At 55.0% G+C, this 25,773-nt stretch carries 19 protein-coding genes; 6 read left to right on the top strand and 13 right to left on the bottom strand.

Annotation, left to right across the window (positions count from 1 at the left end; all coding sequences use genetic code 11):
- Nucleotides 1-5 precede the first annotated feature (5 nt).
- Nucleotides 6-776 (bottom strand): pimeloyl-ACP methyl ester esterase BioH, encoded by a 771-nt coding sequence (bioH, locus tag NA330_RS17050; RefSeq protein ID WP_023241899.1) that lies wholly within the window; start codon nt 774-776, stop codon nt 6-8.
- Nucleotides 777-813: 37 nt separating this feature from the next.
- Here bioH and gntX point away from each other — a divergent pair, with 37 nt between their 5' ends.
- From gntX to gntT, 3 genes are all read left to right on the top strand, one after another.
- Nucleotides 814-1,497 carry a DNA utilization protein GntX gene (gene gntX / locus NA330_RS17045; protein ID WP_023241898.1) on the top strand — a complete coding sequence of 228 codons (684 nt, stop codon included), beginning with the start codon at nt 814-816 and terminating at the stop codon, nt 1,495-1,497.
- A gap of 58 nt (nt 1,498-1,555) precedes the next feature.
- Complete coding sequence (gene nfuA / locus NA330_RS17040) at nt 1,556-2,131, top strand: Fe-S biogenesis protein NfuA (protein ID WP_000619387.1); 576 nt, start codon at nt 1,556-1,558, stop codon at nt 2,129-2,131.
- Nucleotides 2,132-2,507: 376 nt separating this feature from the next.
- A complete protein-coding gene (gntT, locus tag NA330_RS17035) occupies nt 2,508-3,824 on the top strand; it encodes a gluconate transporter (RefSeq protein ID WP_001131737.1) in 1,317 nt (438 codons plus the stop codon).
- A gap of 118 nt (nt 3,825-3,942) precedes the next feature.
- On the opposite strand, the gene malQ is transcribed toward gntT, so the two are convergent.
- On the bottom strand, nt 3,943-6,021 hold the full coding sequence (gene malQ / locus NA330_RS17030; protein WP_023241897.1) for a 4-alpha-glucanotransferase: 2,079 nt from the start codon (nt 6,019-6,021) through the stop codon (nt 3,943-3,945).
- 9 nt (nt 6,022-6,030) lie between these two features.
- On the bottom strand, nt 6,031-8,424 hold the full coding sequence (gene malP / locus NA330_RS17025) for a maltodextrin phosphorylase (protein WP_023241896.1): 2,394 nt from the start codon (nt 8,422-8,424) through the stop codon (nt 6,031-6,033).
- 594 nt (nt 8,425-9,018) lie between these two features.
- On the opposite strand from malP, the gene malT reads away from it, so the two are divergent.
- Nucleotides 9,019-11,724 (top strand): HTH-type transcriptional regulator MalT, encoded by a 2,706-nt coding sequence (gene malT, locus NA330_RS17020; protein ID WP_000907030.1) that lies wholly within the window; start codon nt 9,019-9,021, stop codon nt 11,722-11,724.
- A 133-nt stretch (nt 11,725-11,857) separates the two neighbouring features.
- Here the strand turns inward: malT and NA330_RS17015 are convergent, their stop codons facing one another.
- The 4 genes from NA330_RS17015 to NA330_RS17000 all read right to left on the bottom strand — a co-directional run bounded on the left by NA330_RS17015 (nt 11,858) and on the right by NA330_RS17000 (nt 16,579).
- On the bottom strand, nt 11,858-12,418 hold the full coding sequence (locus tag NA330_RS17015; protein ID WP_001650910.1) for a hypothetical protein: 561 nt from the start codon (nt 12,416-12,418) through the stop codon (nt 11,858-11,860).
- On the bottom strand, nt 12,415-13,449 hold the full coding sequence (rtcA, locus tag NA330_RS17010; RefSeq protein WP_023241895.1) for an RNA 3'-terminal phosphate cyclase: 1,035 nt from the start codon (nt 13,447-13,449) through the stop codon (nt 12,415-12,417). Before rtcA ends, NA330_RS17015 begins: the two co-directional genes overlap by 4 nt.
- A gap of 3 nt (nt 13,450-13,452) precedes the next feature.
- Nucleotides 13,453-14,667 (bottom strand): RNA-splicing ligase RtcB, encoded by a 1,215-nt coding sequence (gene rtcB / locus NA330_RS17005; RefSeq protein WP_001105526.1) that lies wholly within the window; start codon nt 14,665-14,667, stop codon nt 13,453-13,455.
- Nucleotides 14,668-15,025: 358 nt separating this feature from the next.
- On the bottom strand, nt 15,026-16,579 hold the full coding sequence (locus NA330_RS17000; protein ID WP_023241894.1) for a vWA domain-containing protein: 1,554 nt from the start codon (nt 16,577-16,579) through the stop codon (nt 15,026-15,028).
- A gap of 190 nt (nt 16,580-16,769) precedes the next feature.
- Between NA330_RS17000 and rtcR the strand changes: the two genes are divergently transcribed.
- Complete coding sequence (gene rtcR / locus NA330_RS16995) at nt 16,770-18,353, top strand: RNA repair transcriptional activator RtcR (RefSeq protein WP_023241893.1); 1,584 nt, start codon at nt 16,770-16,772, stop codon at nt 18,351-18,353.
- Here the strand turns inward: rtcR and NA330_RS16990 are convergent.
- From NA330_RS16990 to glpE, 3 genes are all read right to left on the bottom strand, one after another.
- Entirely contained in the window at nt 18,350-19,108 is a 759-nt protein-coding gene (locus NA330_RS16990; RefSeq protein WP_000815085.1) for a DeoR/GlpR family transcriptional regulator, read from the bottom strand. The genes rtcR and NA330_RS16990 overlap by 4 nt on opposite strands.
- Before the next feature lie 93 nt (nt 19,109-19,201).
- Nucleotides 19,202-20,032: a rhomboid family intramembrane serine protease GlpG gene (gene glpG / locus NA330_RS16985; protein WP_438796414.1), complete on the bottom strand. Its 831-nt coding sequence runs from the start codon at nt 20,030-20,032 to the stop codon at nt 19,202-19,204.
- Nucleotides 20,033-20,107: 75 nt separating this feature from the next.
- Entirely contained in the window at nt 20,108-20,434 is a 327-nt protein-coding gene (gene glpE / locus NA330_RS16980; RefSeq protein ID WP_020899329.1) for a thiosulfate sulfurtransferase GlpE, read from the bottom strand.
- A gap of 198 nt (nt 20,435-20,632) precedes the next feature.
- Between glpE and glpD the strand changes: the two genes are divergently transcribed.
- Nucleotides 20,633-22,141 (top strand): glycerol-3-phosphate dehydrogenase, encoded by a 1,509-nt coding sequence (gene glpD / locus NA330_RS16975; RefSeq protein ID WP_000448178.1) that lies wholly within the window; start codon nt 20,633-20,635, stop codon nt 22,139-22,141.
- 46 nt (nt 22,142-22,187) lie between these two features.
- On the opposite strand, the gene NA330_RS16970 is transcribed toward glpD, so the two are convergent.
- The 3 genes from NA330_RS16970 to NA330_RS16960 all read right to left on the bottom strand — a co-directional run bounded on the left by NA330_RS16970 (nt 22,188) and on the right by NA330_RS16960 (nt 25,506).
- Nucleotides 22,188-22,733, bottom strand: a complete 546-nt coding sequence (locus NA330_RS16970; RefSeq protein ID WP_023241892.1) for a hypothetical protein — start codon at nt 22,731-22,733, stop codon at nt 22,188-22,190.
- Nucleotides 22,734-22,742: 9 nt separating this feature from the next.
- The gene (locus tag NA330_RS16965) at nt 22,743-24,239 is read right to left on the bottom strand and encodes a PstS family phosphate ABC transporter substrate-binding protein (RefSeq protein WP_023241891.1); all 1,497 of its coding nucleotides are present in this window, start codon (nt 24,237-24,239) and stop codon (nt 22,743-22,745) included.
- 157 nt (nt 24,240-24,396) lie between these two features.
- Entirely contained in the window at nt 24,397-25,506 is a 1,110-nt protein-coding gene (locus tag NA330_RS16960; protein WP_023241890.1) for a glycerol dehydrogenase, read from the bottom strand.
- Nucleotides 25,507-25,773 lie beyond the last annotated feature (267 nt).

The following is a 25,773-nucleotide window of genomic DNA, read 5'->3' as shown; positions in this document are numbered from 1 at the left end:
CCTGGTTACAGCGATGATTTTAGCGTCATCAGCGCCTGACAAAACGCCGCCGGATGCGAGATAAACGGCGCATGGGCCGCCTTCGCCATTATCTGTGATGTACTGTGCGGCCATAACGTATCGAGCAAAGGCACGATTTTACGCGGCACCAGACCGTCCAGATAACCATACAAACGCAAAAACGGCATGTTCACATTTTTAAGCGCTTCTCGTAGATCGACCGTTTTTAAGATTTCCAGTCCGCCATTGAGCGCGTCTACATCCGGCATAGGCTGCGCCAGCACCACGCTTTTTAAGGTGCGGGCATCCTGACGCGCCGTCTCCGTCCCTAACGTTTGCAGCGCCAGAAAACGCTCCACCGTGCGCTGAAAATCGTCGCTAAGCTGCTGCTGGAATCCGCCGAGGATTTCTGGTTTTATTCCCGGCCACCCCTCACGCGCGCTAAAGCATGGCGAAGAGGCGACTGTCACCAGCGCCTGAACGCGTTCAGGGTGGGTGAGCGCCATCTGACTCGCCACCAGGCCACCCAGGCTCCAGCCAAGCCAGATAGCCTGGTCCGGCGCGTTTTTCGCTACCTGCGCCGTCATCTCTTCAAACGTCATAGCGCCAAACCCCGAGCTGCGACCATAGCCCGGCAAGTCGACCAGATGCAGCGTAAAATGCGAGCCGAGTTCCTCGCGAATGCAATGCCATACCTCCGCGTTCAATCCCCACCCGTGCAGCAGCACAAGATGACAATTTCCCTCGCCGTAGGTCTGCCACCAGATGTCATTCATCAGTTACTGTTCTCTTTTGTCTAACAAGGATGCACCTATGCTAACAGTACCGGGATTATGCTGGCTATGCCGAATGCCGCTGGCGTTAAGCCACTGGGGGATTTGTTCCGTATGCGCGCGCGCCGTCCGCCAGCGCGTCAGCCTGTGTCCGCAATGTGGATTACCCGCCGCGCATTCTTCGCTCCCCTGCGGTCGCTGCCTGCAAAAACCTCCGCCCTGGCAGCGTCTGGTGAGCGTCAGTGACTATACACCGCCCTTGAGTTTACTGGTGCATCAGCTTAAATTTACCCGCCGCAGCGAAATTGCCGCCGCACTGGCGCGTCTACTGTTGCAGGAAGTCCTCATGGCGCGCCGCAGCACTGGCTTGCAGCTTCCCGACAGAATCGTCAGCGTTCCGCTCTGGTCGCGCCGACACTGGCGGCGGGGATTTAACCAAAGCGATCTGTTATGCCAACCGTTAGCGCGCTGGCTTGGTTGCGCGTGGGACAGCCAGACCATCACGCGGGTACGGGCGACCGCAACACAACATCATCTCAGCGCCAGGTTACGTAAACGCAATTTGAAAAACGCGTTTCGCCTTGAATTGCCGGTACAGGGTCTCCATATGGTTATTGTGGATGATGTCGTCACTACCGGAAGTACCGTCGCGGAAATCGCGCAACTGCTTTTGCGCAACGGCGCAGCGACTGTCCAGGTATGGTGCCTGTGTCGAACCTTGTAGAGCCTCGATGATGGGCGTATTATAACCAACTAAAATAGTCAACTATTAGGCCATTACTATGATCCGTATTTCCGATGCTGCACAAGCGCACTTTGCCAAACTGCTGGCAAATCAGGAAGAAGGGACGCAAATCCGCGTATTTGTCATTAATCCCGGCACTCCTAACGCAGAGTGCGGTGTTTCTTATTGTCCGCCCGACGCCGTAGAAGCCACCGATACTGCACTGAAATTTGACCTGTTGACCGCTTATGTCGACGAGCTGAGCGCGCCCTATCTGGAAGACGCGGAAATTGATTTCGTGACCGACCAGCTAGGTTCTCAACTTACATTGAAAGCGCCAAACGCGAAGATGCGCAAAGTGGCCGATGACGCGCCGCTGATGGAGCGCGTGGAATATGCTCTGCAATCGCAGATTAACCCGCAGTTGGCGGGCCACGGCGGTCGCGTCTCGCTGATGGAAATTACCGATGAAGGCTATGCAATTCTGCAGTTTGGCGGCGGTTGTAACGGTTGCTCGATGGTTGACGTCACGCTGAAAGAAGGGATCGAGAAACAGTTGCTGAATGAATTCCCGGAACTGAAAGGGGTTCGCGATCTGACCGAACACCAGCGCGGCGAGCACTCCTACTACTAAGATTTTCCCCGCATCCATGCCCGATGGCGCTTGCGCCTGTCGGGCCTTGTCTGCCCCACCGTAGGCCGAATAAGGCGTATACGCCGCCATCCGGCGCCATCAACCACATCTCAGAACAATGGTTCTTCTTCTTTCGCCGATAACATGACCTGTGTCTCATAATTTAAATTTTGCCTGCCAGGGTCATTTTCAACACCCATATGTTACCCGTATCATTCTTATGGGCACCTAACATCCATATAACATCTGACTACGCTCATTCGTTTCAACGGTAATCAGTATTGGTGCTATTGCGACTCTGTTCCCGTCGGGAACAACAGGAATTTGTCGTCGAAACAATGACGTTACCCATAACAAAGTAAAGGCCAGGTAAATCATGCCATTAGTCATCGTTGCTATCGGTGTTATCTTGTTACTTCTTCTGATGATCCGCTTCAAAATGAACGGATTTATCGCCCTTGTCCTGGTAGCGCTCGCTGTCGGGTTGATGCAGGGAATGCCGCTGGATAAAGTCATCGGCTCCATCAAAGCCGGTGTCGGCGGTACGCTTGGCAGTCTGGCCCTGATTATGGGGTTCGGCGCCATGCTGGGCAAAATGCTTGCCGACTGCGGCGGCGCTCAACGTATCGCCACTACCCTGATCGCGAAATTTGGTAAAAAGCATATTCAGTGGGCCGTAGTGTTAACCGGCTTTACCGTCGGCTTCGCTCTGTTCTATGAAGTGGGCTTCGTTCTGATGCTGCCGCTGGTATTCACCATTGCCGCAGCGGCGAATATCCCGTTACTGTACGTCGGCGTGCCGATGGCCGCGGCGCTCTCCGTCACACACGGTTTCCTGCCGCCGCACCCGGGCCCAACCGCAATCGCCACGATTTTCCATGCCGATATGGGTAAGACGCTGCTGTTTGGTACGATTCTGGCAATCCCGACCGTGATCCTTGCCGGACCGGTTTACGCCCGTTTCCTGAAAGGCATCGATAAGCCGATCCCGGAAGGCCTGTACAGCGCGAAAACTTTTACGGAAGAAGAGATGCCGGGCTTTGGCGTCAGCGTCTGGACGTCGCTGGTTCCGGTTATTCTGATGGCGATGCGTGCGATTGCCGAGATGATTCTGCCAAAAGGCCACGCTTTCCTGCCCGTTGCCGAGTTCCTGGGCGACCCGGTAATGGCTACGTTAATTGCCGTACTGATTGCGATGTTCACCTTTGGCCTGAACCGCGGGCGTTCCATGGATCAGATTAACGATACGCTGGTCTCTTCCATCAAAATTATCGCCATGATGCTGCTGATCATCGGCGGCGGCGGCGCGTTCAAGCAGGTGCTGGTCGATAGCGGCGTGGATAAATACATCGCTTCAATGATGCATGAAACCAATGTCTCTCCGCTGTTGATGGCGTGGTCTATCGCGGCGGTGCTGCGTATCGCGCTGGGCTCTGCGACTGTCGCGGCGATTACCGCAGGCGGCATTGCGGCGCCGCTGATCGCCACTACCGGCGTTAGCCCTGAACTGATGGTTATCGCGGTCGGTTCCGGGAGCGTGATTTTCTCTCACGTCAACGACCCGGGCTTCTGGCTGTTCAAAGAGTATTTCAATTTGACTATCGGCGAGACCATTAAATCCTGGTCGATGCTGGAAACGATCATCTCCGTCTGCGGCCTGATCGGCTGTCTGCTACTGGGTATGGTGGTTTAAGCGAGGCGGCTTGTAGGCCGGATAAGGCAGCAATGTGCGCCAGGATTGCCTGATGGCGCTGCGCTTATCAGGCCTACGTGCTCTCACCATAATAAAGCCGGGGAAATCCCCGGCTTTATTACTTCTTCTTCGCGGCCGCTTTTCGGCGCTTATCCAAGTCCTTAATCAGCTTGTTTACGCCCTCATCGGCAAACATGGCCTCAAGAGATGCAGACAATTTCCGCCGCCAGTTTTTATACTGATCGCTGGTGCCCGGTACGTTAACCGGATCGGCCATATCCAGCCAGTCCTCCGGCTGAAGCCCCAACAGACCGCTGTTACTGTCGGCGATGTAGCGCTGAAGCCCGCGATTTAGCGTTGGCGTCATAGACATTAACGATGCCTTATGCCCGGCGCGTTTTGGCAGACAGCCATATTTATGCAGCGCGTCCAATAGCCCCTGTTTCGCCCGCTCGCGATCCTCATACAGCCCGCGCAGAATCACTTCATCCGGATAAAGCCCCAGAGCTTTACCCAACGTCAGGTCACCGCATTCCCAATAGCCGCGCAGCGTGGGGAGATCGTGCGTCGAGGCGACAGCCATCGATTGTTGCGGATACGCGCCTGGCGCGCGGAAGTTTTTCTCAAGGTCATTTTCAAACCACAACACTTTATAAGAATAGACCCCGCTATCGCGCAGCTTGCCGACAATCTCAACTGGCACCGTCCCCAGATCTTCGCCTATCACCATACAGCGGTGACGTTGGCTCTCCAGGGCCAGAATAGCCAACAGATCGTCAACCGGATACTGAACATATGCCCCGCGATCCGCGGTTTCGCCATACGGTATCCACCACAGACGCAGCAACGACATGACATGGTCAATGCGCAACGCGCCGCAGTTTTGCATATTGGCGCGCAGCAGGTCGATAAAGGGCTCATAGGCCCGGGCGACAATAATATGCGGGTCCATTGGCGGCAGCCCCCAGTTCTGACCGAGCGGGCCGAGGATATCCGGCGGCGCGCCGACAGATGCTTTCAGGCAGTACAGCTCCCGGTCGCACCAGGTTTCCGCGCCGCCTTCCGCTACGCCAACCGCCAGATCGCGGTACAGACCAATCGGTAGTTTAAAACTCTGGCAGGTATCCCAGCAGGCGGCGAATTGGCGCCAGGCCAGCCACTGAAGCCAGAGGTAAAACTCCACCTCTTCGCGGTGCGCTTCACAGAATTGTTTTACAGCGGAAGACTCTACCGACTGGTACGCCTCCGGCCAGGCTGGCCAGCCCCAGCGCTGCTCATCCTCTTTTACCTGATACGCATGCAGCGCGTCGAATGCCGCCTGCCAGTAAAGGCTCTCGCCTTCGCGGGCGATAAAGTGACGAAACTCCGCCATTTGCGCATCGTCGCGAGCGGCAAACCGCGTCCACGCCATCCGCAGCGCCGTAATTTTCAGCGCGGTAACGGTAGCGTAATCCACCCATTGCGCATCGCGTGCCTGTCGCAGCTTTTGCTGTGTGGCGGGCATTTGCCACCATGCCTGCGCCTCTTCGCTCAGGCGGAAATCTTCGACGGCGTTGACGTCGATATATATCACGTTCAGCCAGCGACGAGACGAGGGGCTGTAGGGACTGGCGCTCTCCGGATTCGCCGGATAAAGCGCGTGGATCGGGTTCAGGCCGATAAACGCGCCGCCGCGTGTCGCCACGTCGACCAGCATCGACTTCAAATCGCCGAAATCGCCAATACCCCAGTTTTTTTCTGAACGCAGAGTATAAAGCTGGACGCAGGCCCCCCACAGTTTTTTCCCCTCCAGCAGCGCCTGCGGCTCATAGCATCGCGGCGGGGCGACGATAATACGGCAGTGCGTACGCTGTTCATCCTGGGTCAACGTCAGGGTGTGGTAGCCCTCCGGCAATGTAGCCGGAAGGTTAAGTTTTTTACCGCCCGTCACGCGCCCTTTGTAATGCACGCCCTCTTCCGTAGTCAGCAGCCAGGCAAACTCACCGCGCCCCTCTACCGGCAACGCCATTTTTTTACCCGCGGTATACACCTTCACATTCGGCACGACCGCCTGTGGTCCTGTTGTCGTGCCGTGCATCGCCGCCAGCAAACGTCTCTTGGTTTCAGCGCCAATAGACTGCGGTTTGCCATGAGCATTGATGTAACTGGGGCTGATCCCCGCCGCCAGCGCGGCACTATCGAGACGTTTATTTTCCATCGCGCTCCCTTAGCGTTTTGCCTGCCAGATACGGGCCTGATAATCGCGAATAGAGCGATCGGAACTGAACATACCGCAGCGCGCGGTATTGAGGATCGCGGCGCGCGTCCACGCTTCCTGGTCGCGATACAGCGCATCCACCTGCTTTTGCGCCTCGACATAAGCGGCGAAGTCCGCCATGACCAGGTACGGATCGCCCCCCTGTTTGCCGAGGCTATGCAGCATCTGGTCAAAGGCATGTTTATCGCCATCGCTGTATTGACCGCTTTCCAGCTCTTTTAGCACCGCATCCAGCACTTTGTCTTTTTTACGCCATTTCACCGGATCGTAGCCTTTGGCTTTGAGCGCCTTGACCTCTTCCACAGTATGGCCAAAGATAAAGATATTCTCTTCACCCACCTTCTCAGCGATTTCAACGTTAGCGCCGTCCAGCGTTCCCACTGTCAACGCCCCGTTCAGCGCCAGTTTCATGTTGCCGGTGCCGGACGCCTCTTTCCCGGCGGTGGAAATTTGCTCGGAAATATCCGCCGCCGGAATGAGCATTTCCGCCGCCGAGACGCAGTAATCCGGCAGGAAAACCACCTTCAGCTTATCACCCACCGCCGGGTCGTTATTAATGGCCTCCGCAACCTTATTGATAGCAAAAATGATGTTCTTCGCCAGGTAATAGCCCGGCGCCGCCTTCGCGCCAAACAGGAATACGCGCGGTACGCGGTCGGCCTGCGGGTTTTCGCGGATCTCTTTGTACAGCGCCAGAATATGCAACAGATTCAGATGCTGACGCTTGTACTCGTGCAGGCGTTTGATCTGAATATCAAAAATCGCGTTGCTTGAAATCTCAATCCCGGTACGGGCCTGGATAAATTTCACCAGGCGCTCTTTGTTCGCCCGTTTGATGTCGCGATATTGCTGACGGAATTTGGCGTCGTCAGCGTATTTTTCGAGGTTGATCAACTGGTCGAGATCGTTAGCCCACTCTTTTTTCAGCGTTTTATCCAGCAACGCCGCAAGCTGCGGATTGCACTGTTTGATCCAGCGACGCGGCGTAATGCCGTTGGTGACATTGTGGAATTTGTTCGGCCAAAGCTGGTGATATTCCGGGAACAGATCTTTCACCACCAGATCGGAGTGCAGCGCCGCCACACCGTTGACCGCAAAGCCGCTGACCACGCACATATTGGCCATGCGTACCTGACGGTCGTGCACCACCGCCAGTTTTGCCCATACCTGCTTATCGCCAGGCCAGGTGTTATCGACCAGCGTCTTAAAGCGGTCGTTAATCTGCTTGATAATCTGCATATGACGCGGCAACAGCGCTTTGATTAACCTCTCGTCCCAGCACTCCAGCGCTTCTGGCATCAGGGTGTGGTTGGTGTAGGCGAAGGTTTTGCTGGTGATAGCCCAGGCGTCATCCCAGCTCAGCTGGTGCTCGTCAATCAGCACGCGCAGCAGTTCCGGAATGGCGATGGTCGGGTGAGTATCGTTCAACTGAATGACCTCGTAATCCGCCAGCTCATGCAGTTTGCGTCCGGCCAGATGATGGCGACGCAGAATATCCGCTACCGAGCAGGCGCACTGGAAGTATTGCTGCATCAGGCGCAGTTTTTTGCCCGCCGTGTGGTTATCGTTGGGATAAAGCACCTTCGTCAGTTTTTCCGCATCGATACCCTGCTGTTCCGCCCGCAGGAAAGCGCCGTCGTTGAATTTGGTCAGATCAAACGGATGGGCGTGGGTCGCCTGCCACAAACGCAGCGGTTGCGCGACACCGTTACGATAGCCTAACACCGGCAGATCCCAGGCCTGGCCTGTAATCACAAAACCTGGCTCCCAGCGCCCTTCTTTGGTGACTTTACCGCCGATCCCAACCTGGACGTCCAGCGCCTCGTTGTGGCGGAACCACGGATAGCTGCCGCGATGCCAGTCATCCGGCGCTTCCATCTGCTTGCCTTCAACAAATGACTGACGGAACAGCCCATACTGGTAGTTCAGACCATAGCCCGTAGCGGACTGCCCGACGGTGGCCATCGAATCGAGGAAGCAGGCGGCCAGACGTCCCAGACCACCGTTGCCGAGCGCCGGATCGACTTCCTCTTCCAGCAGATCGGTCAGATTAATATCGTGCGCTTTCAGTACATCGCTAACGTCCTGGTACCATCCCAGATTTAACAGGTTATTTCCCGTCAGGCGGCCAATCAAAAATTCCATCGAAATGTAGTTCACATGACGCTGGCCTTTCGTCGGCTGCGCTACCGGTTGCGCGCTCAGTAATTCCGCCAGCGCGCCGCTAACGGCCTGCCACCACTGACGAGGCGTCATGTCGGACGCCGACAGTAAACCGAAACGCTGCCACTGACGCGTCAGGGCGGCCTGGAATTGATCTTTATTGAAGGTTGGCTGTGACATAGGAAATCCGTCCTCGGGTAATAAAACAACGTTATCGCTAGTTTGCCAGGCTCGATGTTGACCTTCCTCCTCCCGGCAATGATTAGGGAGGGAGGAGGAGCGGGGATGAGCATAAAAGTGTGATCGCCGCCACTTACCCCTGTATAAACGCGCCGATTCCTGTCAACGACACCCAGTGTTACGCATAATCAAATGAATAAACAGAAATAACAGTAAATCGCGAAGGGGTATTTTCGAAAGATTATATGAACGCCGAAATAGTTTCTTACCTGAAATATTCAGCGGCGGGAGATTCACTCACTAAACATAATTAATTAAACGCCTGGTATCGCCATTGTGTTAAATCCGGATGATGTCCAGGACATTATTTACAATAACGGAAATATGACCTCAGCCCAGCTCTGACGCTCGTTTAAACCGCGCCGAATACTTTTTTAATACCGTTATTTAGAATTGTGACAGAGTGCAAATTCAGACACATAAAAAGTCTGCTTAGCTTGCATTAAAATGCTTTCTGGCCGACCTTATATCTATTAATTACGAAGCGCAAAAAAAATCGCAGTTCCCCCCATTTCCCACAGTGAAGTGATTGCTATGTTGATTCCGTCTAAATTAAGTCGTCCGGTTCGTCTCGACCATACCGTGGTTCGTGAGCGGCTGTTGGCTAAACTTTCCGGCGCGAACAATTTCAGGCTCGCCCTGGTAACCAGTCCTGCTGGCTATGGGAAAACCACGCTTGTCTCACAGTGGGCGGCGGGCAAAAATGAATTAGGCTGGTACTCTCTCGACGAAGGCGATAACCAGCAAGAGCGATTCGCCAGTTACTTAATTGCCGCTATCCAACAGGCCACCGGCGGACACTGCTCTACCAGCGAAGCGATGGCGCAAAAACGTCAGTATGCCAGCCTGACGTCCCTCTTCGCGCAGCTCTTTATTGAACTGGCGCAGTGGCATCGCCCGCTTTATCTGGTGATTGACGACTACCATTTGATTACCAATCCGGTGATTCACGACGCGATGCGCTTTTTCTTACGGCATCAGCCGGAAAATTTCACCCTGGTGGTGTTATCGCGTAATTTGCCGCAACTGGGCATCGCTAACCTGCGCGTGCGCGATCAGCTGTTGGAAATCGGCAGCCAGCAGTTGGCTTTTAACCATCAGGAAGCAAAGCAATTTTTTGACCGTCGTCTTTCGTCGCCCATTGAAGCCGCTGAGAGCAGCCGCATGTGCGACGATGTGGCCGGTTGGGCCACTGCGCTACAGTTGATCGCCCTCTCCGCGCGCCAGAACCATACCTCTGCGCATCACTCCGCCCGCCGTCTTGCCGGGATTAATGCCAGCCACCTTTCTGATTATCTGGTGGACGAAGTACTGGATAACGTGGATGTCAGCACCCGACATTTTTTACTTAAAAGCGCGATCTTACGCTCAATGAATGACGCGTTGATCGTGCGCGTGACCGGCGAAGAAAACGGCCAGATGCGGCTGGAGGAGATTGAGCGCCAGGGGTTATTCCTGCAACGCATGGACGACACGGGCGAGTGGTTTAGCTATCACCCGTTGTTTGGTAGCTTTCTGCGCCAGCGTTGCCAGTGGGAACTGGCGGCGGAACTGCCGGAGATCCACCGCGCGGCCGCGGAAAGCTGGATGGAACAAGGTTTTCCCAGCGAAGCTATTCATCATGCGCTGGCGGCGGGTGACGCGCAAATGCTGCGCGATATCCTGCTTAACCATGCGTGGGGGCTGTTTAATCACAGTGAACTGGCGCTGCTGGAAGAGTCATTAAAAGCGCTGCCGTGGGAAAGCCTGCTGGAAAATCCGCGGCTGGTGTTGTTACAGGCCTGGCTGATGCAAAGCCAACACCGCTACAGCGAAGTGAATACGCTGCTGGCGCGCGCTGAGCAAGAGATCAAAGGGGTCATGGACGGCACGCTACATGCTGAATTTAACGCGCTGCGCGCCCAGGTCGCCATCAACGACGGCAATCCGGAAGAGGCTGAGCGGCTGGCGAAACTGGCGCTGGATGAGCTTCCTCTCGCCTGGTTTTATAGCCGTATTGTCGCGACCTCCGTTCACGGCGAAGTGCTGCACTGTAAAGGCGATCTCAGCCAGTCTTTATCGCTGATGCAGCAAACCGAACAAATGGCGCGCCATCATGACGTCTGGCATTACGCGCTGTGGAGCTTAATTCAACAAAGCGAAATTCAGTTCGCCCAGGGATTCCTGCAGGCCGCATGGGAAACGCAGGAGAGAGCCTTCCAGTTGATCAAAGAGCAACATCTGGAACAACTGCCGATGCATGAGTTTCTGGTACGTATCCGCGCGCAATTGCTGTGGGCGTGGGCGCGCCTTGACGAAGCGGAGGCCTCGGCGCGCAGCGGTATCGCTGTGCTGTCCACCTTCCAGCCGCAACAACAGTTGCAGTGCCTGACGTTACTGGTGCAGTGCTCGCTGGCGCGCGGCGATCTGGATAATGCCCGTAGTCAGCTTAACCGACTGGAAAATTTATTAGGCAATGGCCGTTATCACTGCGACTGGATCTCTAACGCCGATAAGGTGCGTGTCATTTACTGGCAGTTAACCGGCGACAAAAAATCCGCCGCCAACTGGTTACGTCATACGCCCAAACCGGCGTTTGCCAATAACCATTTTCTGCAAGGGCAATGGCGGAATATCGCCCGCGCGCAGATCCTGCTGGGCGAATTCGAGCCTGCGGAAATCGTGCTGGAAGAGTTAAATGAGAATGCCCGTAGCCTGCGCTTAATGAGCGATTTAAACCGCAATCTGCTGTTACTCAATCAGCTTTACTGGCAATCCGGGCGGAAAAACGATGCCCAGCGCGTATTGCTTGATGCCTTACAGCTCGCCAACCGCACCGGATTTATCAGCCATTTTGTGATTGAAGGCGAAGCCATGGCGCAACAATTGCGTCAGCTTATCCAGCTCAATACGCTGCCGGAGATGGAGCAGCATCGCGCGCAGCGCATCCTGCGAGAGATTAACCAACATCACCGGCATAAATTCGCCCATTTTGACGAAGGCTTCGTCGAGCGCCTGCTTAACCATCCGGATGTCCCGGAGCTTATTCGCACCAGCCCGCTCACCCAGCGTGAATGGCAGGTGTTAGGGCTTATCTATTCCGGTTACAGCAACGAACAGATTGCCGGCGAACTGGCGGTGGCCGCAACCACCATTAAGACGCATATCCGCAACCTCTACCAGAAACTCGGCGTCGCGCACCGTCAGGACGCGGTACAGCACGCGCAGCAGTTGCTGAAGATGATGGGGTACGGGGTTTAACGTGTGCCTGATAACGCTTCGCTTATCAGGCCTGCAGAGTCATTTTAAATCATATTGATATTGCTGGTTTTGTAGGCTGGGTAAGGCGTAGCCGCCATCCGGCATAAACGTAAATCCAGACGCTGAGTTGGCTTCAGGCCCGATGGCCGTCGCTCAGCCGCAGGTTAAATGGCGCCCATCCATCCGGCGGGTCCCACTCACCACTGCCATAAATAATACCCTCCCGGATATCGTGAATAATGACGCCATCAATACCACACGGTTCCGATCGCCAGATAATGCCGGAACTCACGTTGATAAGAAACGTATACTGAAAGGTTGTGACCAGGAAATTCTCGCTCAGCGAGGCCTTATGATCCCAAACATCGGGTATTGAATAAATATGGCCAACATAATCATCAAGAAACAGGCTCTTAACCTGATGTGAATCCGTATCAAATAAGTGAACGTGCTGACCGTATAATATCGCAATAGTCTTATCATTATTCATGATGCCGCTGAAGCACTGCTCAACGATCCAGCGCCCCTCTTCCAGCGCGACAAAAAGACACAGCACGATAACCGGCTCGCCGTCCTGACTCACCAGCACTCTTCGCCGCATCGTTGAAGGGCCGGAAAAGGGATTAACATCCCTCTCCGGGATGGCGTCAGCAACGCGTTGTTCAGCATCAAGGAAATCAGCGTGGTATGTCATGATCCGCTATCCTTTTTACTTACCATAACCTGCACCATCTCCCTCGCCTCCTCCAGGTTGAACGTTACCGGCAAAAACCGTTCCACCACCGCAATATTGGTAAGCAAGTGAGCGGAAGCCCGCGCCACGGTAAACGCGCCTTCGCCCGCCAGCGCCAGCGGTAAAATCAGCTGGTCGGCCAGATGCTCTCCCACCGCCGCCGGGCTTGCGAGATAGCGCCGCGCTTCATGCGCAACCTGATTAGCTACCGCTTCCGCGCTGGTGCCTTTTACGCCGAACGCGGCGAACAGTTCGGTCAACTGTTCGCTTTGGATCATCAGCAACAGCGCATTGCCCGGCCCGCAGCCGCCTTCCTGCGCAACGACGTTTTTCTCCGCCTGCGGGAAGTGGGCTTCCAGCGTTGCGACTTCACGTTCGCCAACGTGGTAAGGAACCGCCGCCAGCAAAGCTTCAGCGGTGGTGCGCAGCGTCTCGCCGCGCGATATCAGCGTTAGCCCGCGTAAAGACGTTGCCGGTTCGACGACCGTCGCCGCCGCGCCGCCGCCTGCCGGATAAAAGCCGTGTTTTATCAGTGTGGTACGCTGGCTGATGCCCATCCTCGCCAACAGCGGCTCCCAGACGCGGCAAATAAAATCGGCGCTGGGCGCGGCCTGATTATGCGTCCCGCCGTGAACCTCCACGCGGGATGAACCATCGGCAAACCACAGCGCGGGCAGGACGGTTTGCAGCACCAGCATACAACTGCCCGCGCTGCCAATCGCGAAACGGTACTCGCCGCCGCGAATCGGCCCCGGCGTAAAACGCAACTGTTGCGAGCCCAGCTCGTCGCCGTTCACCTGCGCGCCGCAGATTTCCGTCGCCGCCCGCACCGCCGTTAAATGCTGGCGCAGCAGCCCCGATTTGGCGCGCCCGGCGCGGATGCCGCTCATTTCAAACGGCTGGCCGGTTATCATTGATAAACTCAGCGCCGAGCGCAAAATCTGCCCGCCGCCCTCTCCCTGTGCGCCATCCAGCGCGATGATCCTTGCCATTTTCTATCCTTTAACGCACACCACCTGCCGCAGGGTGTACATGATTTCCACCAGGTCAGACTGCGCCGCCATCACCGCATCAATATCTTTATACGCCATTGGGATCTCGTCGATCACGTCCGCATCTTTACGGCATTCGACATGCGCGGTGGCGCGAATCTGATCGTCAACGCTGAACAGTTTCTTCGCTTTCGTTCGGCTCATCACACGTCCGGCGCCGTGGCTGCACGAACAGAACGACTCTTCGTTACCCAGCCCGCGCACGATAAAGCTTTTCGCCCCCATCGAACCGGGAATGATACCGAACTCACCGCGCCGCGCCGAAACCGCCCCTTTACGCGTCACATAGATCTCTTCGCCAAAGTGCTGCTCTTTTTGCACATAGTTATGGTGGCAGTTGATCTCGTCCATATCGAGGGCGATCGGTTTTTCCACGCAGCGCTGGAGCGCCGCCAGCGCGTTTTCCATCATCGCCTCACGGTTCAGGCTGGCGAATTGCTGCGCCCAGTGTACCGCTTTCAGGTAATCATCAAAATATTCGCTTCCTTCATTAAAATACGCCAGATCGCGGGACGGCAGCGTTTCTAACTGCTCCTGCATTTCTTGCTGCGCCAGGCCGATAAAATAGGTGCCGATGGCGTTACCGATCCCGCGCGAACCGGAGTGCAGCATGATCCATACCCGATCGGTTTCATCCAGACAGATCTCAATAAAGTGGTTACCGGTTCCCAACGTTCCCAGGTGCTTATAGCTATTGGTATTCAAAAAGCGCGGATATTTTTGCGTTAACCACTGATATCCCGCTTCCAGTTGCGCCCATTTTTCATCAACGTTGGCGGGCGGGTTTCCCCATGCGCCCACATCGCGACGCCCGCGTCCGGTGGTACGCCCGTGAGGCACAGCGGCCTCTATGGCGTTACGCAGTTCTGCCAGATTTTCCGGCAGATCGGCCGCCGTTAAGCTGGTACGCAGCGCGTTCATTCCACAACCGATATCCACGCCCACCGCCGCCGGAATAATCGCCCCTTTCGTCGGGATCACGCTACCGATGGTCGATCCTTTCCCCAAATGCACATCCGGCATAACGGCAATATGTTTAAAAATAAACGGCATTTTCGCCGTATTGATCAGCTGCTGACGGGCATCGTCTTCTACCGGTACGCCTTTGGTCCACATTTTTACCGGTGCGTTCTGGGTGGTCATCAATTCGTAATTCATCATTTTTTTCTCGTTTTAATCATTAGGGTGGCGACAAGTGGTGAAGAATCTTAACTCCGGTTAAACCGGAGGCGCAGGGATTGAACCTGCTAGCGGCATTACCTCCGCGTTACCTGTAGATCCTCCGGCATTCGCCAAAACAGGGTGGCACGACAAGTTGAGGTGGATCAGCCTGCTCTAACCGACTGAGCTACGGAGTCAGACTCCGGCAGGACTCGAACCTGCGACCTGGATCTTCATAGGATGTAGATCCACCAGCATTCGTGCCTTCAGCGTTGCGCGACAAATTCATAGCCGGGATGATACGCATCGGGAAAGATGTAATCCCGGCCAGCATTCGCGCCGCGCTGAATACTCTTTACAGCGTCACGGCTTCAATCTCTTCCAGCCAGTGCGCGCTGCCATAGCGACCGTTAACAAAGTTATCTATCACCGTAAACACCTCGTCGCTGAAGCCGCCGACGTTCAAAATATCGCTTCGTTCCGCCGCCTGGGTGGTGCCGTAAGGCAGCAGATCGATACACACCAGGCGCGCCTGCGGGTTGCGCTTTTTCAGTTCGATCCAGCATTCCATGGTGGCCGTTGAGCCATGGCGCGACTTATCAACCCACGATTCGTTATCCGACACCATAATCACCAGATCCACCCGCGCCCGCTCGTTCAACAACCTACGCAGCGGCGCGGAGCAGTTGGTGCCGCCGCCGCCAACCGCCGCCAGCTTTTGCGCGTTGTGCATAACCGACTGGCGCGCATCAAGCCACACGTCGACCACATCGCATTCAAACGGCACCACGCGGGCCTGCGGATGATTACGCAGCACGGCGGCGGCGATCAGCCCGGCAACATCCACGCAGCGGATCTTACTGGTCGCCCCCTTGCGATAGCCGGTTATCGACGACTTCATCGACCCCGACACGTCCGGGCAGACCACCACATTGCCGCGAAACGGCGGAATGTTCTCCAGCGCGTACTCCATCGCCTGCGCTAAAGCCTCGCGAATAACCTGCGGCACGCTGCTTTGCAGATTGCTCCACGCCGACAACAGCTGATAAGGATAGACCCAGGACTGGCGCACCTGCGCCCTGTCCGCCAGCCGCTGCGCCACGCTGGCGGCAAGCGTTGCATTCTCAAACACGTCATGACGCGCCAGCGTATTCAAATTCATCCGCAACGTTTGCCAACTCATCCGCTGCGCCAGTTGCGCCCACTGTTCGCGACTCAGCGGCGCGTTGGTCAGCAGTAAAAACGGCACATCGGGTAAGGCCGCGCCCATGTCGCCTTCACGAAACGCCAGCAGCGCGCGCGTTTTTTCCGGCAGTTGCGCCTTATCGCACGGCTTACCAATCAGCCAGGCGAAGAAGGCTTCCTGCCACGCCGCCTGCGGCCGTGGGTGCACCATTTTGACGATATCCGCCAGCGACGGCGCATTGCCCACCGAGGCCTGCAATAAGCGCTCTTCGCTGGCGTTCTGTAACCAACGCTGCACCAGCTTCTTTGGCCGCGTCCCCAGCGAGCGCCGCCCGGTCACGCCGCTGCGCAAAATTTGCACAAAGTTACGCAGCATCCGGCCATTATTGATCACCCGCGTAAATACTACCGGCAGCAGCGCCGAACCACGCGCCGCCAGAATGGCGGTCAACAGCGCGGGCATATCCTTCATCATCCCGCGTTCGCGGCCATAAATCGCCAGTTGCGCTAAAAACAGATCGTCGAGATCTTTCGCTGTCGCCAGAACATCATTTAGCTGCGCCTGGCCGCTGGCATAAAAAGTCTCGTTCATGCAGCCGGTCATCACCATTTGCGCCAGTTTATGGCGCGGGGTGAAGGCAAAGGCCGCTGCGCCTTGCTGATTGCTGGCGTTGGCCAGCGGCGCGTCCCTTAACAGCGAACGGAACAAAAGTGGATTAGCCATTTGTTTTTCCCATTTCCGTTATTCTCCATGCCAGAGTTATTGCAACCAGCGTGCCAGAAAATAAATTATTTTTTTAGTTTATTGATTTTTAACTGCTTTATTTCTTTAGTGTTCAGGTGAAAGAAAAATGCCTGCACGGCAGCTATTAAAAAGCGATAAAATTATCTCGTCTTTTAGAAGGAAATCTAAGATGCGAAAAACGGTGGCCTTTGGTTTTGTCGGCACGGTGCTCGACTATGCAGGACGCGGCAGTCAGCGTTGGGAAAAATGGCGTCCTACTTTGTGTCTGTGCCAGCAGGAGACGCTGGTCGTTCACCGCCTGGAACTGCTGTACGATGCCCGCTCTCGCTCGCTGTTTGAAGGATTAAAGAAGGATATCGCCAGCGTCTCGCCGGAAACGGAAGTCGTCGGCGTAGAAATCGCGATCCGCAACCCGTGGGACTTCGAAGAGGTTTACGCCTGCCTGCACGATTTCGCCCGCAGCCATACCTTTCATCCCGAAGATGAAGACTATCTGATTCATATCACCACCGGCACCCACGTCGCGCAGATCTGCTGGTTCCTGCTGGCGGAGGCGCGCTATCTACCGGCGCGATTAGCGCAGACCTCGCCGCCGCGCAAAAAAGATAAACCGCATAGCACGGGCGACGTGACGATTATTGACCTCGACCTCAGCCGCTACAATGACATCGCCACCCGCTTCGCCCAGGAGCGGGAGGAGACGCTCAACTTCCTGAAGTCCGGCATTGCAACCCGCAACCCGTGTTTCAACCGGATGATTGAGCAAATTGAGCGCGTCGCGATACGCTCCCGTTCGCCAATCCTGCTCAACGGCCCGACCGGCGCGGGCAAGTCGTTTCTCGCCCGTCGCGTCTATGAACTAAAACTGGCCCGCCACCAGTTCAGCGGCCCGTTTGTCGAAGTGAACTGCGCCACCCTGCGCGGCGACACGGCGATGTCGGCGCTATTCGGCCACGTTAAGGGGGCGTTTACCGGCGCGAGAGAGGAACGTGCGGGACTGCTGCGCAGCGCCGACGGCGGCATGTTGTTTCTTGACGAAGTGGGAGAGCTGGGCGCGGATGAACAGGCCATGTTGCTGAAAGCCATTGAAGAGAAACGCTTTTATCCTTTCGGCAGCGACCAGCAGGTCAGCAGCGATTTCCAGTTGATTGCCGGCACGGTGCGCGACCTGCGCCAGCGGGTGGCGGAGGGGACATTCCGCGAAGACCTGTACGCGCGCATTAATCTCTGGACCTTCGAACTACCGGGCCTGCGTCAGCGCCAGGAAGATATTGAGCCAAACCTTGACTACGAACTGGAACGCCACGCGGCGCTAACCGGCGACAGCGTGCGTTTTAATACCGAAGCGCGCCGCGCCTGGCTGAGCTTCGCCACCTCGCCGCAGGCCGCCTGGCGTGGTAACTTCCGCGAACTCTCCGCCAGCGTCACCCGCATGGCGACGCTGGCGGACAACGGGCGAATCACGGTCGAAACGGTAGACGATGAAATCGCGCGTTTGCGCTATAGCTGGAATGACCATCGCCCCTCCGCGCTCGACGGACTGCCGGGCATTGACGCAACGGCGCTGGATCTGTTTGACCGTATGCAACTGGAAAACGTCGTTGCCGTCTGCCGCCTGGCGAAAACCCTTTCCGACGCCGGGCGGCAGCTATTCAACGTTTCCCGTCAGGGGAAAGCCACGGTGAATGACGCTGACCGGCTGCGTAAGTACCTGGCGCGTTTTGGTCTGACGTGGGACGTTTTACAGAATTAACACAGCTCCAGTTGGATATGGTTCTCCGTCAACACCTGCATCACGCCCGGCGGCGGCAGGGTATCGGTGTAGACCGCATCGACCATACTAATGCTGCCCATGTTTACCATCGCGTTACGGCCAAATTTAGAGTGATCCACCACCAGCATCACGTGGCGCGAATTTTCGATAATCGCGCGCTTGGTGCGTACCTCATGGTAGTCAAATTCCAGCAACGAGCCGTCGCTATCAATACCGCTAATACCGAGAATGCCGAAATCGAGACGGAACTGGGCGATAAAGTCCTGCGTCGCTTCGCCAATAATGCCGCCGTCGCGGCTACGGAGTTCGCCGCCAGCGAGGATAATACGAAAATCCTCTTTCGCCATTAGCGTGTTCGCTACGTTCAAATTGTTGGTCACGATCCGCAAATTACTGTGCCCTAACAGGGCGTGCGCTACGGCTTCCGGCGTCGTGCCGATATCAATAAACAGCGTTGAACCATTGGGGATCTGGGCCGCGACTTTGCGAGCGATGCGCTCTTTTTCTTCCGTTTGCGTCGCCTTACGATCGTGCCACGGCGTGTTCACCGAGCTGGAGGGCAACGCCGCGCCGCCATGGTGGCGCAAAATCATATTCTGTTCCGCCAGATCGTTAAGATCCCGACGAATGGTTTGCGGGCTGACAGAAAAATGCTCCACCAGCTCTTCCGTACTGACGTACCCCTGTTTTTTCACCAGTTCAATGATCGCGTCATGCCGTTGTGTTTGTTTCATGAATAATCTCTGAAAGTAACCAACCTTGCGCCGGATAGCGGCATTCGCCCTACCCGGCCTGGAAAAATATCTCGACCACAGGCCGGATACGCCTCACGTTCGTTTTCGCGCATTCAGCGTATCAACAAAGGCCATCGCTAAACCGACGATAAGCCCGGCGATGTGCGCGCCGTTCGCCATAGACATGCCAAACCAGTCAAACCAACCAGCGACTATCCACAATAATGCAAAAATAATTAAGCCGCGCTGGAGGTAAATTCCGCTTTGCGGATCGCGCTCTCCGCGCAGCCACACGTAACCCATCAGCGCATAGACGACGCCGGACAGCCCGCCAAACCACGGGCCGCTAAATTTCTGCTGTACATAGCCGCTTAGCAGCGCGCTTATCACCGTAATGACGATTAATTTACCGCTGCCCAGGCGCTTCTCTACCGCCCCGCCGAGATACCACCACCACAGCAGGTTAAAAAGAATATGCATCAGTGAGAAGTGCATAAAGATATGGGTGAAGTAGCGCCAGACTTCAAATTTTAAAACCGGATCGAACGGCCACGCCAGCCACACCATCACCGTCTGATCGCCGATGAGACTCATCGCGATATAGACCACCACGCAGGCGAGCATCACGATCCAGGTAACAGGGCCGGCTCGTTCACGCAGCGTGGCGAGAAAGGGAAAACGGCGGTAGCGTAGCCCGCTGTTAGTCTGCCCGGACTGCCAGCTAGCCGCCAGATAACGCGGATCGCCGAGATTTTCTATAAACCGCGCCAGCTCGACCCGCACACGTTCGGCCTGCGATTCATCTGCCAACCAGATATCGCTTTGATTATGTTGCTGAATAGTAAGAATGACGCCCTGGGTGGCCATATAATCAACAAATGCCTGCGCCACGCGAGGATTCGCAAAGGAAGTAATCATCAACATTATTGCTGTCGCTTAGTCCATACAAAAGAAGACAGTATATATACCCTTCTCGTCGGAGGCTGCATCTTTATGGGATTACGCGCCATTCGCGACATCGGCAGGGAAACGGCGATGCCAGGCCTCAAACCCGCCGTCAATGCTGTAAACCGCATCATAGCCTTGCTGGAGCAGATACTGCGCGGCGCCTTTACTACTGTTGCCGTGATAGCACATTACCATCACGGCGGTATCGAAACCATGCTCACGCATAAACGCGCCCAGCGTATCGTTAGTCAAGTGAAACGCCTGCGGCGCATGACCCATGGCATAACTTTGCGGATCGCGAATATCGACCAGCACCGCCGCGCCCTGGCGCAGTTTCTGATACGCCTCTTCTACAGTGATACATTCAAATTGTTCCATGAATCGCTCTTTCATTATTGCCGGTGAAGCCAATTAAGGCATTTTATCGCCCAGTGTACGTTGACGGAGTAGCTTAACGCCATAATGTTATACATATCACTCTAAAATGTTTTTTCGATGTTACCAATAGCGCGTTTCTTTGCTATTATGTTCGATAACGAACATTTTTGAACTTTAACGAAAGTGCAAGAGGGCAGCATGGAAACCAAAGATCTGATCGTGATAGGCGGGGGCATTAACGGTGCAGGCATCGCGGCTGATGCCGCCGGACGCGGTTTGTCCGTACTCATGCTGGAAGCGCAGGATTTGGCCTGCGCGACCTCATCCGCCAGTTCGAAGCTTATCCACGGTGGCTTACGCTACCTTGAACACTACGAGTTCCGTCTGGTCAGCGAAGCGCTGGCAGAACGTGAGGTACTGTTGAAAATGGCGCCGCACATCGCCTTCCCGATGCGTTTTCGTCTGCCGCACCGCCCGCATTTACGTCCGGCCTGGATGATCCGTATCGGTCTGTTTATGTACGATCACCTCGGCAAACGTACCAGTTTACCCGGTTCCACCGGTGTGCGGTTTGGCGCAGATTCGGTGCTCAAACCGGAAATCGTGCGCGGATTCGAATACTCCGACTGCTGGGTAGACGATGCGCGTCTGGTGCTGGCTAACGCACAGATGGTGGTGCGTAAAGGCGGCGAAGTCCTTACCCGTACTCGCGCAACCGCCGCTCGTCGGGAAAATGGCCTGTGGATTGTCGAAGCGGAAGATATCGACACCGGTAAAAAATATGTCTGGCAGGCGCGCGGGCTGGTTAACGCCACCGGACCGTGGGTCAAACAGTTCTTCGACGAAGGGATGCACCTGCCGTCGCCGTATGGCATCCGCCTGATCAAAGGCAGCCATATCGTCGTGCCGCGCGTCCATAATCAGAAGCAGGCGTATATTCTGCAAAACGAAGATAAGCGTATCGTCTTTGTCATTCCGTGGATGGAAGAGTTTTCGATCATTGGCACAACCGATGTCGAATATAAAGGCGATCCGAAAGCGGTAAAAATTGAAGAGAGCGAAATTAATTACCTGTTGAAGGTTTATAACGCGCACTTCCAGAAACAACTGGGGCGCGATGACATCGTCTGGACGTACTCCGGCGTCCGTCCGCTGTGCGATGATGAGTCCGACTCACCGCAGGCGATCACTCGCGATTACACCCTGGATATCCATGATGAAAACGGCAAAGCGCCGCTGCTTTCCGTGTTTGGCGGTAAGCTCACGACCTACCGTAAGCTGGCCGAACACGCGATGGAAAAACTGGCGTCTTATTATCCAGGCATCGGGCCGGCATGGACCAAAACGTGCGTACTGCCCGGCGGCGACATCGACGGCAGCCGCGAAGATTACGCGGCGAAGCTGCGTCGTCGTTACCCATTCCTGACGGAATCGCTGGCGCGCCACTATTCGCGCACTTACGGCAGCAACACGGAGTGGATTCTCGGCGAAGCCACATCGCTGCTTGATTTAGGCGAAGATTTCGGTCATGAGTTTTACGAAGCGGAACTCAAGTACCTGGTGGATCACGAATGGGTGCGCCGTACTGAAGACGCTATCTGGCGTCGCACCAAAGAAGGCATGTGGCTGACCGCCGAACAGCAGTCCCGCATCACCCAGTGGCTGGCGGCGTATGTTGAGAAACACCAACTTTCACTGGCGTCGTAATAAAATCCGGGGCGGTTTATACCGCCCTTTTCGCCACATACCGCATTCACTCGCCGGGTTTTGTACAGCCGGGCATATGATTAGTGATACGGTAGCGATCGACACTTATTTGGGTAATAAAGAAGGGTTTTGCCCGCGCTTCGCTATTCCAGAGAGTTTTCCCCGTTTTACACCAGCTTTTATGAGAAAAGTTGGCATAATGAACCACGCTCTCCTCCCCCAGCACGCTTTCAAAATGCGCGCGTTTATCACCGTCGGCCACGCTAAAGTCAGCATAAAAAAGATTGCTGTCCAGGTTAAACGTCATCTCTATTTCACTGGCGGACGATGGAAAGAACACAGGCAGCCAGGTCCAGATACCGGACTGCTCGGGTATGGCGGCATAATCAGGAAAATAGCTTACCTGGCGATCATCGCAGGCGGTCAGCACAGCGACGATGATTAATGCCGCGCCACACCGGAGGACCTGATTAATCAGCTCAGCAACAATATCTTTATGCCACGAAGTGGATTCACGCCGTGCAATACGAATACCAGCGCCGCTGACCGGGTCTACGCCAACCAGTTCCACATATAATTTAACATCTTCCATTTAGTCCCTTTATTTCGCGGCCGGATACAGCGGTACATATCCCACATCCTGCACCAACTGTTGTCCCTGCGGGCTTAGAAACCAGTCCACCAGATTTTGTGTTTCCGCTGTGGGGTGTTCACGGGTAACCATATAAACATCAACCGTGTACGGGTAACTGCCGTTACGAATATTTTCAACCGTCGGCGCAACATCGTTTATCGCCAGTAATTTAATCTCTTTATTGCTGTGCATCTGCGTAGCGTAATAACGAAAGGTATAGCCAATGGCGTTGTGCGTATTGCGATACTCAGCCACGATATCCACCATTTCCCCCATTGCGGTTGCCACTGATGTTGTTTGCGCTGGCATCAGCTTCGTTTCTTTCATTACCTTCGCCAGCATCGCCGTTTGGCTGCCAGAGTTTTCCGGTCGCTGCCAGGGCTTAATGTCGATTGCCTCTCCGCCCACCTCATTCCAGTGGGTGATTCTTCCGCTAAAAATGCCGCGAATTTGTACATCACTCAACGATGACACGGGATTGTTTTGGTTGACGATAAACACAAACGCTTCACGTGCAAAGGGGGTGTAAACCAGTTTTACGCCACTGGCCTCGGCCAATTGCTTTTGAGCAGTGGAAGGCTGGGCGACAAAAATAAGATCGGCATTACCGTTAAGGATATTTTGATAGGCTTCAATGGTTCCCTGGTTTTCAAGGTAGTCTTCAGGGCAGATATCATCCGGAAAGCGCGTAAGCGCATAAAAAGCCGAGGCGTATAACGGCAAGCCAGCCGTTGCGCCATCGAGCCGCGGCCAATTTTGGGTGAGCAAAAGTGTCGGTTCATCGCGCAGCCCGGTTAGCTTGTTGCCCCATGTGTGCGCCTGATAATCGCGGAAATAAAGATATTCACTGCTCTCGGGAGCGGGATACTTCACGGCATAAAGATGTGACTGGTATACGGCACAGCTCCCGAAAAACAGCAAGCAAATCACCAGCAGATTACGACAAGTGTAGCCCGCACCGCCGCGTAGCACTCCCCAACGCGCACCGCCATACCCTAATGCAAAACAGAGCTGCGAGCCAACCGGGATGAGCAACACTGCCCATACCCAGCCGTTGAAAAAGGATATTACGCTGGGTACTAACCAAAGCATTTGCACCACCTGGGCGATGGGTTTACGCCCTATCGCGCGAATATTAAGATCGGTGAGAAACATCAGGATGACCCCCCCCATCAGCACCACCAGAGCGGGCATAAGCAGGCAGCAATCACGCCATTCTGGATTTACCTCTGATGCATTTCCCTTTCCCCATATCCGGCCACAGAGAAAAATTAACCCTGCGCCCAGAAGCGCTACCGGGATAATGGTCGCCTCCTCAATAGATCGCGCGACGGGGATACTATTTTCAAGAACGCTAATGTACGCCCACATTCCCCCCACGATAATCGTAATAATGTTCACCAGCAGCGGCACGCCGATAAACGCCATTATGATTGACAAAAAAAGCCACTTAGTATTTTTCATTTTTCTATCCGCTAATCCCTGCGATAGCGGAAGTATAAACCCGGTAGTCCTGAGCACCCCCCATGCATTTTTCTGAAATCGCGACGTTAAAACATTCACGATAGCGGCAGACAGAAGTTGAAAGTTCCGGCTGCCGTTTTTTATTTACAGGCTCATATTAACCTGCAAGATCGATCTTTTTCCGCGCCTGCCCAACAGCATCGGCGGCCCGCAATGCCGCCTGCACAGCCTCCGGCGTAATGGTAAACGGCTCGTTGTGCATCGTTTCCCCGGTTTGACAAGACGCCCTGGCAACGGCCAGCAGTTCATCATCGCTAACGCCAGCCAGACCAATATCCGCCAGCGTGGTGGGCAAGCCTATATCTTCACAAAATTGATAAACCTCCTCGATAAGCTCAGGCGCTCTATCGGTGAGCACAAGCATTGCCAGCGTGCCAAACGCAACCTTTTCCCCATGCCAGTATTTGTGCGTGGCGGGCAGTACCGTCAGACCGTTATGAATGGCGTGCGCCGCCGCCAGCCCACCGCTTTCAAAACCAAGCCCGGATAATAGCGTATTCGCTTCGATAACATGTTCGAGCGCCGGAGTAACCTGATGTTGTTCACAGGCAAGCTTCGCCAGGCGCCCATAGCGCATTAAGGTGGTGTAGCAAAAGCGCGCCAGCTCAAATGCGGTCATCGGTCCTGGCCTGGTGGTCATATTGCCTGCCCCTTTGATGCGGCAATCTTCCGCTTCAAACCAGGTTGCCAGCGCATCGCCTATCCCGGAAACCAAAAAGCGTACCGGCGCGGCAGCAATAATACTGCTGTCCACCAGCACAAGCGTCGGGTTACGTGGAATCATCAGGTAGCGTTTGAATTGCCCTTCTGGCGTATAGATAACAACCAGTGAACTGCACGGCGCATCCGTTGAGGCCAGAGTAGGAACCACGGCAATAGGCAGCCGCAGGCTGGCGCCGGTTGCTTTTGCCGTATCCAGGGTTTTCCCACCCCCCATACCGACAATCACATCGGCGCCAATTTCCTGCGCGCGTGCGGAGATGCGAGCAATTTCCTCATCACTGCACTCGCTACTGAACACTTCGATATCAAATTCAATCACCCCGTGCAGTGCTGTTGCAACTGTATCCCGGTAGGTGTTGTGAACAACAGGATCCTGCAAAATCAGCGCCTTATGACCGAGTGCGGCCAATTCCTGCGGGAGATGCGTTGTCAACGCTCCTTTACCCTGAACATATCGTGACGGAAAGATCGCGGTAGTAACCATTGTTTCTCCTTAAAAAGCATTAAAGTTCAATATACAGAACATAAATTCCACATAAAGAATTTAATGCTGTTTACTCTGAACGCACAATGACCAGGTGAGAGCATAATCTTATCCTGTGAGGCAGTGCACAATTTTGGCTATGTATTAGACCGATGAGCAGTTTCCATTGGGTTACCCGCTCTTTCTCACCTTATCTCCGTTCATTTTTGAAGCAAATCACAAAATATAACCTTCCTTAGAGTATGGAATTGACGCTGTATGAATACG

The organism is Salmonella sp. NW722 (genome assembly GCF_051702785.1).
GTDB lineage: Bacteria > Pseudomonadota > Gammaproteobacteria > Enterobacterales > Enterobacteriaceae > Salmonella > Salmonella enterica.
The sequence above is the reverse complement of the archived record's forward strand: the minus strand, read 5'-3'. Positions and strand labels throughout refer to the sequence as shown.

Coding starts and splice junctions, on each gene's coding strand:
- bioH (WP_023241899.1), bottom strand. CDS start 776: ATGAATGACATCTGGTGGCAGACCTACGGCGAGGGAAATTGTCATCTT.
- gntX (WP_023241898.1), top strand. CDS start 814: ATGCTAACAGTACCGGGATTATGCTGGCTATGCCGAATGCCGCTGGCG.
- nfuA (WP_000619387.1), top strand. CDS start 1,556: ATGATCCGTATTTCCGATGCTGCACAAGCGCACTTTGCCAAACTGCTG.
- gntT (WP_001131737.1), top strand. CDS start 2,508: ATGCCATTAGTCATCGTTGCTATCGGTGTTATCTTGTTACTTCTTCTG.
- malQ (WP_023241897.1), bottom strand. CDS start 6,021: ATGGAAAATAAACGTCTCGATAGTGCCGCGCTGGCGGCGGGGATCAGC.
- malP (WP_023241896.1), bottom strand. CDS start 8,424: ATGTCACAGCCAACCTTCAATAAAGATCAATTCCAGGCCGCCCTGACG.
- malT (WP_000907030.1), top strand. CDS start 9,019: ATGTTGATTCCGTCTAAATTAAGTCGTCCGGTTCGTCTCGACCATACC.
- NA330_RS17015 (WP_001650910.1), bottom strand. CDS start 12,418: ATGACATACCACGCTGATTTCCTTGATGCTGAACAACGCGTTGCTGAC.
- rtcA (WP_023241895.1), bottom strand. CDS start 13,449: ATGGCAAGGATCATCGCGCTGGATGGCGCACAGGGAGAGGGCGGCGGG.
- rtcB (WP_001105526.1), bottom strand. CDS start 14,667: ATGAATTACGAATTGATGACCACCCAGAACGCACCGGTAAAAATGTGG.
- NA330_RS17000 (WP_023241894.1), bottom strand. CDS start 16,579: ATGGCTAATCCACTTTTGTTCCGTTCGCTGTTAAGGGACGCGCCGCTG.
- rtcR (WP_023241893.1), top strand. CDS start 16,770: ATGCGAAAAACGGTGGCCTTTGGTTTTGTCGGCACGGTGCTCGACTAT.
- NA330_RS16990 (WP_000815085.1), bottom strand. CDS start 19,108: ATGAAACAAACACAACGGCATGACGCGATCATTGAACTGGTGAAAAAA.
- glpG (WP_438796414.1), bottom strand. CDS start 20,032: ATGTTGATGATTACTTCCTTTGCGAATCCTCGCGTGGCGCAGGCATTT.
- glpE (WP_020899329.1), bottom strand. CDS start 20,434: ATGGAACAATTTGAATGTATCACTGTAGAAGAGGCGTATCAGAAACTG.
- glpD (WP_000448178.1), top strand. CDS start 20,633: ATGGAAACCAAAGATCTGATCGTGATAGGCGGGGGCATTAACGGTGCA.
- NA330_RS16970 (WP_023241892.1), bottom strand. CDS start 22,733: ATGGAAGATGTTAAATTATATGTGGAACTGGTTGGCGTAGACCCGGTC.
- NA330_RS16965 (WP_023241891.1), bottom strand. CDS start 24,239: ATGAAAAATACTAAGTGGCTTTTTTTGTCAATCATAATGGCGTTTATC.
- NA330_RS16960 (WP_023241890.1), bottom strand. CDS start 25,506: ATGGTTACTACCGCGATCTTTCCGTCACGATATGTTCAGGGTAAAGGA.